Genomic DNA, 4,295 nt, shown 5'->3' with positions numbered 1-4,295 from the left:
CCAGACCGAGGTGAAGACGCCGAGCGAGGCGCAGGCAATCGCCGCCGCGACCTGCTGCGCGTGGATGCCGAACCAGACGATGATCGCAACGACCAGCATCAGCGCCGGCACGCTGCGGCCGGCGTTCTGGAGAGCGAGTTCGAGCAACTCACGCCGGACGGCAATGTCGGTGGACGGTTCCGAGCTCATCAGCCGTACAGCATACCTGCCGCGCCACGTGCGTGAGCATGCGCTATCGTCGGAAAGTCGACACTCTTCCAGGCACTGTGGCATCCGGTGAACGCTTCGATCGGCTCGACGCGCTGCGTGGAGTGGCCATCGTCTGGATGGCCCTCTTTCACTTTTGCTTCGACCTGAACTATTTCGGGTTCATCCGGCAGAACTTCTACACCGACCCGCTGTGGACGCAGCAGCGGGTCGCGATCGTCACGCTGTTCCTGTTCTGCGCCGGGCTCGGCCAGGCGGTGGCGGTGGAGCAGGGCCAGGCGTGGCCGCGCTTCTGGCGCCGCTGGGCGCAGATCGCCGGCTGCGCGGTGCTGGTCAGCATCGGCAGCGCGACGATGTTCCCGCGCAGCTGGATCAGTTTCGGCATCCTGCACGGCATCGCGGCGATGCTGATCCTGGCGCGGCTGCTCGCACCCCTGCGCGGCGGGCTGTGGCTGCTCGGGCTGGTGGCGATCGTGCTGCCGCATCTGGTGCAGCACCCGTTCTTCGACTCGCGCTGGACCAACTGGGTCGGCCTGATCACCCGCAAGCCGGTCACCGAGGACTACGCGCCCATCCTGCCCTGGCTGGGGGTGATGCTGTGGGGGCTGGCCGCCGGGCGCTGGGTGCTCGCGCAGCGCCGCCACTGGATGAGCGGAACGCTGCCGCGGCCGCTGGCGCCGCTGGCCGTTCTCGGGCGCTGGAGCCTGAGCTTCTACATGGTCCACCAGCCGGTGCTGATCGGCGCGATGATGGCCGTGGTGGCGCTGCGGCGCTGAGCTCTGCTGTCAAGGCCCTGTCACGCCATCGCCCTAGAGTGACAACGTGCGGGCGACACCGCACCGGCCCCATCGAGGAGACCCATGATGACGATCACCGCCCGCTGGCGTGCGGCGCTGCTGGCCTGTGCGCTGGCCGCTTCTGCCGGCCTGAGCTTCGGCCACGGCAACAACGACGATGATGCCCATGCCACGACGCGTGGCCCGCTGGTCATCGGCCACCGCGGCGGCGGCAACGGCTACCTGCCCGAGCACACGCTGGAGGCCTACGCGCTGGGCATCGAGCTCGGCGCCGACTATGTCGAGCCCGACCTGGTGGCCACCAAGGACGGCCACCTGATCGCCCGCCACGAGCCGAACCTGATCAACACCACCAACGTCAAGGACCTGCCGCAGTTCGCCGCGCGGCGCCGCACCGTGATGCTCGACGGCGTGCCCGAGACCGGCTTCTTCGCCTCCGACTTCACGCTGGCCGAGATCCGGCAGCTGCGAGCCATCCAGCCGCTGCCCGAACGTGGCACCGCCTTCGACGGCAAGTTCCAGATCCCGACGCTGGTCGAGATCATCGACTTCGTGAAGCGCAAATCGGCCGAGAAGGGCCGGCGCATCGGCATCTATCCCGAGACCAAGCACCCGACGTATCACCAGCAGCTCGGTCTGGCGCTGGAAGACCGCCTGCTGGCGGTGCTGACGCGCGCCGGCTGGAACCGCAAGGGCGCGCCGGTGTTCATCCAGTCCTTCGAGACCGCCAACCTGCGCTACCTGCGTTCGCGCACGCCGCTGCCGCTGATCCAGCTGGTCGATGCCGACGACGTGCGTCCGGACGGCTCGATCTCCTACGCCAAGCCTTATGACAAGCCGTACGACTGGGTGGTCAGCGGCCGCGCCGGCCTGTTCAGCGACCTGCTGACGCCGGCCGGCCTGGCCGAGGTGGCGACCTATGCCGACGGCATCGGGCCGTGGAAGCTCTACATCCGCAGCTCGGCCTGCACGCTGGCGGGCGGTGCCTGCAGCGACATCAACGGCGACGGCCTGGTCAACGAAGCGGACCGCAAGCTGCTGCCGCCGACCGACCTGGTGCAGCGCGCCCATGCCGCCGGCCTGCTGGTGCATGCCTACACCTTCCGCAGCGAGCAGCGTCGCCTGGTGTCGGACTACGCCGGCAGCCCGGCAGCCGAGTACCTGATGTTCTACGAGCTGGGCGTGGACGGCGTGTTCGCCGACTTCGCCGACGACGCATCCGCGGCCCGCGTGCAGTTCCTGCTCAAGACCGACCCGGGTTACGCCCGCTGCCTGGTCAAGGACATCTGCGGCCCGCGCGGGCGCCGCTGAGCGCAGCCTTCAGCCGCCGCGCAGCCGCGCGGCGGCGCTGTCGATCTGTGCCTTCAGTTCGGCATAACTGCGCGTCACCGGGAATTGCGGGAACTGCGCGACGATGGATTCCGGCGGGTGGATGAAGAAGCCGGCGTGCGCCGACAGCAGCATGCCGGTGTCGTTGTACGAATCGCCCGCCGCGATGACCTGGAAGTTCAGCAGTCGCAGCGCATTGACCGCGTGGCGCTTCTGGTCGGCCATGCGCAGCACGTGGCGGGTGACGAAGCCCTCGCCGTCGACCTCGAGCCTGTGGCACAGCAGCGTCGGCCAGCCGAGCTGGCGCATCAACGGCTGGGCAAACTCGTAGAAGGTGTCCGACAGGATCAGCACCTGGTAGCGGCTGCGCAGGTCGTCGAGCAAGTCCTTGGCGCCGTCCATCGGGCCCATGCCGGCGATCACGTCCTGGATGTCGGCGAGCTTCAGGCCGTGCTGTTTCAGCAAGCCGATGCGAAAGCGCATCAGCTTGTCGTAGTCGGGTTCGTCTCGCGTGGTGCGCGAGAGCTCCGGGATGCCAGTGCGCTGGGAGAACGCGATCCAGATTTCGGGGACGAGCACGCCTTCGAGGTCGAGGCAGATCATCTGCATGGGAATAGGCTCCGGGCAAGGCAGTGGCAGGCGGCGCGCATCGTACCCGAGGCCTCGAGTGTCACCCCCCCGGCTACCATCCGCGCATGAGCAAACAAGTCCTGTTCGGCTTCCATGCCGTGACCGTGCGGCTGAAGATGGCACCGCAGTCGGTGATCGAAGTGCACGTCGACACCACGCGGCGCGACCAGCGCATGCGCGCCTTCGTCGAGCGCGCGCGCGAGGCCGGTGCGAAGGTCGTCGACAGCGACGACGAACGCCTGAAGCAGCTGTGCGGCACGCACCGTCACCAGGGCGTGGTGGCGCGCGTCACGCCGGTGGCAATGAGCCATTCTCTGGACGACACGCTCGACGCGGTGGAAGGCGACCCGCTGCTGCTGGTGCTCGACGGCATCACCGACCCGCACAACCTCGGCGCCTGCCTGCGCGTGGCCGACGGCGCCGGCGCGCATGCGGTGATCGCGCCGAAGGACCATGCGGTGGGCGTCAACGCCACCGTGGCCAAGGTGGCCAGCGGCGCGGCCGAGACGGTGCCGTACTTCATGGTCACCAACCTGGCGCGCACGCTCAATGAGCTGAAGGAACGCAACATCCGCATCGTCGGCACCTCGGACCAGGCCGAAGCCTCGCTCTACGACGTCGATCTGAGCGGCCCGGTGGCGCTGGTGCTCGGCGCCGAGGGCAGCGGCATGCGCCAGCTGACCGGCAAGACCTGCGATGTGCTGGTGCGCCTGCCGATGAAGGGGGCGGTGGAGAGCCTGAACGTGTCGGTGGCGTCGGGCATCTGCCTGTACGAGGCACTGCGACAACGTGAGCGTCGTGCCTGACCTCGAGGTCGAGCTGCACGAGTTGCGCCGGCGCATCGCCGCGGCCTCGCGGATCTGCGTGCTGACCGGCGCCGGCATGTCCGCCGAAAGCGGCATCGCCACCTTCCGCGACGCGCTGACCGGCCTGTGGTCGCGCTTCGATCCGGCGCAGCTGGCCAGCGAGGAGGGTTTTCGAGCCGATCCTCAGCTCGTGTGGGACTGGTATGCGCAGCGGCGCGAGGGCGTGCGCGCGGCGCAGCCCAATGCCGGCCATCGGGCGCTGGGCGACTTCGCGCGGCGCCGCCCCGGTGTGCTCACGGTGGTGTCGCAGAACGTCGACGACCTGCACCAGCGCGCCGGCAATGCCGACACGATCCGCCTGCACGGCGACATCCTGGCCGACCGTTGGCTGGAGCCGTGCCGGCGCGGCCGCTGCTGCGATCCGGCCACCGCCGGCGCCGGCCGGCCGCCGCGCTGTGCCGATTGCGGCAACCTCGTGCGCCCCGGCGTGGTGTGGTTCGGCGAGATGCTGCCGCCCGGCACCATC

Annotated in this window: 6 protein-coding genes; 4 read left to right on the top strand and 2 right to left on the bottom strand. The window is 69.2% G+C overall.

Going from position 1 to position 4,295, the window contains the following annotated elements:
• A partial coding sequence (locus tag AAG801_RS40705) for a hypothetical protein (protein ID WP_341893561.1) occupies window positions 1-189 on the bottom strand: 189 nt, incomplete at its 3' end.
• Window positions 190-227: 38 nt separating this feature from the next.
• On the opposite strand from AAG801_RS40705, the gene AAG801_RS40700 reads away from it, so the two are divergent.
• On the top strand, window positions 228-983 hold the full coding sequence (locus AAG801_RS40700; RefSeq protein WP_341893560.1) for a heparan-alpha-glucosaminide N-acetyltransferase: 756 nt from the start codon (window positions 228-230) through the stop codon (window positions 981-983).
• A gap of 87 nt (window positions 984-1,070) precedes the next feature.
• Window positions 1,071-2,315, top strand: a complete 1,245-nt coding sequence (locus AAG801_RS40695; RefSeq protein WP_341893559.1) for a glycerophosphodiester phosphodiesterase — start codon at window positions 1,071-1,073, stop codon at window positions 2,313-2,315.
• A gap of 9 nt (window positions 2,316-2,324) precedes the next feature.
• On the opposite strand, the gene thrH is transcribed toward AAG801_RS40695, so the two are convergent.
• Window positions 2,325-2,942 carry a bifunctional phosphoserine phosphatase/homoserine phosphotransferase ThrH gene (gene thrH / locus AAG801_RS40690; RefSeq protein WP_341893558.1) on the bottom strand — a complete coding sequence of 206 codons (618 nt, stop codon included), beginning with the start codon at window positions 2,940-2,942 and terminating at the stop codon, window positions 2,325-2,327.
• Between the two features lie 86 nt (window positions 2,943-3,028).
• Here thrH and rlmB point away from each other — a divergent pair, with 86 nt between their 5' ends.
• Together rlmB and AAG801_RS40680 are read left to right on the top strand one after the other, a co-directional pair.
• Window positions 3,029-3,769: a 23S rRNA (guanosine(2251)-2'-O)-methyltransferase RlmB gene (rlmB, locus tag AAG801_RS40685; protein ID WP_341893557.1), complete on the top strand. Its 741-nt coding sequence runs from the start codon at window positions 3,029-3,031 to the stop codon at window positions 3,767-3,769.
• A partial coding sequence (locus AAG801_RS40680; RefSeq protein WP_341893556.1) for a Sir2 family NAD-dependent protein deacetylase occupies window positions 3,753-4,295 on the top strand: 543 nt, incomplete at its 3' end. The genes rlmB and AAG801_RS40680, both read left to right, overlap by 17 nt.

This window comes from Variovorax sp. YR752 (assembly GCF_943372545.1).
This window is presented reverse-complemented; position numbering and strand designations above follow the sequence as displayed.

What these genes read in the sequence shown, in the direction of transcription:
- AAG801_RS40700 (WP_341893560.1), top strand. Translation starts at nt 228, where the DNA reads ATGCGCTATCGTCGGAAAGTCGACACTCTTCCAGGCACTGTGGCATCC.
- AAG801_RS40695 (WP_341893559.1), top strand. Translation starts at nt 1,071, where the DNA reads ATGACGATCACCGCCCGCTGGCGTGCGGCGCTGCTGGCCTGTGCGCTG.
- thrH (WP_341893558.1), bottom strand. Translation starts at nt 2,942, where the DNA reads ATGCAGATGATCTGCCTCGACCTCGAAGGCGTGCTCGTCCCCGAAATC.
- rlmB (WP_341893557.1), top strand. Translation starts at nt 3,029, where the DNA reads ATGAGCAAACAAGTCCTGTTCGGCTTCCATGCCGTGACCGTGCGGCTG.